Annotated in this window: 1 protein-coding gene; it reads left to right on the forward strand. The window is 42.3% G+C overall.

Features of this window, described 5'->3' with window-relative positions:
- The first annotated feature begins 103 nt into the window (after window positions 1-103).
- On the forward strand, window positions 104-592 hold the full coding sequence (locus tag AB4496_RS28925) for a GNAT family N-acetyltransferase (RefSeq protein WP_032555215.1): 489 nt from the start codon (window positions 104-106) through the stop codon (window positions 590-592).
- The last annotated feature ends 68 nt before the right edge of the window (window positions 593-660 follow it).

The following is a 660-nucleotide window of genomic DNA, read 5'->3' on the forward strand; positions in this document are numbered from 1 at the left end:
CAATTTTATCTTACCTATTGTTAAATATTTAGTATTTGATAATGTGCTAGGTGCACATTAAGGATGTGTTTCATATTTAGCGATGAAAATAGTAGGAGTTGCGATGAGTATTATAGTGAGACGGTCTGAACCGTCAGATGCAAAGGGAATCAAAGAAGTTTACGAATGCACAAACGCTTATACCGGTACGCTGCAACTCCCAAATCCATCTCTGGAAAGCTGGCAGAAACGAATCTCTAATATGCCCGACAACGTGTACTCGTATGTCGCGATTATCGACGATGAGATTGTTGGTAATTTGGGAATGGAAGTGTGTGTAAACCCGAGAAGGCGTCATGTTGCTTCATTCGGAATGGGTGTTAAAGACGATGTATTAGGCAAAGGTGTCGGTAGCCAACTGCTCGCGACCGCGATCGACTTGTGTGATAACTGGATTAACATCAAACGACTGGAGCTAACGGTGTACACCGATAACGAAAGAGCGATCAGTCTCTACAAGAAATTCGGTTTTGTTATTGAAGGAGAGTCGGCTGGGTTCGCTTTCAGAAATGGCGAATATGTGGCGGCTTATCATATGGCTCGACTGGTATAGTGTTCATACACGGCTCCAATTAACACAGCTAGAGCTTTCTAATAGATAATAAAACGCCACGTTAAAAT

The organism is Vibrio sp. 10N.222.46.A1 (assembly GCF_041473595.1).
Taxonomy (GTDB): Bacteria; Pseudomonadota; Gammaproteobacteria; order Enterobacterales; family Vibrionaceae; genus Vibrio; species Vibrio tasmaniensis_A.